This is a genomic window from Undibacterium sp. FT79W (genome assembly GCF_014284215.1).
Taxonomy (GTDB): Bacteria; Pseudomonadota; Gammaproteobacteria; order Burkholderiales; family Burkholderiaceae_D; genus Undibacterium; species Undibacterium aquatile.
In genome coordinates this window covers 1-246 of the sequence record NZ_JACOGB010000033.1, presented here as the reverse complement: position 1 = coordinate 246, position 246 = coordinate 1, and the positions used below count along the sequence as shown (strand labels likewise).

The window sequence follows — 246 nt, the reverse complement described above, 5'->3', positions numbered from 1 at the left end:
GGGACAGCCTCCTTCAACAGTTCCAGCGTCAGCACGCTACTGGAAATGGCCCTACTGGGATAAAGAAAGTTTGTACTTTATCTCGAACACAACGCTGGGTGACTATGAATCGGTGAAAGTCAGATTGTTCCATGACAGCTATGGTAACGAGGTCGATAGCTATACAGATGATAGTTACACCAAGCTCAAGGTCGCCGGTTCTGGCAGCGTCAGTACCGGCCGCAGTATTTATGACGACAAAACAAA

Annotated in this window: 1 pseudogene; it reads left to right on the top strand. The window is 48.0% G+C overall.

The features are described 5' to 3' along the window. A pseudogene (locus H8K38_RS18235) lies at nt 1-246 on the top strand (TonB-dependent receptor); the annotation flags it as partial.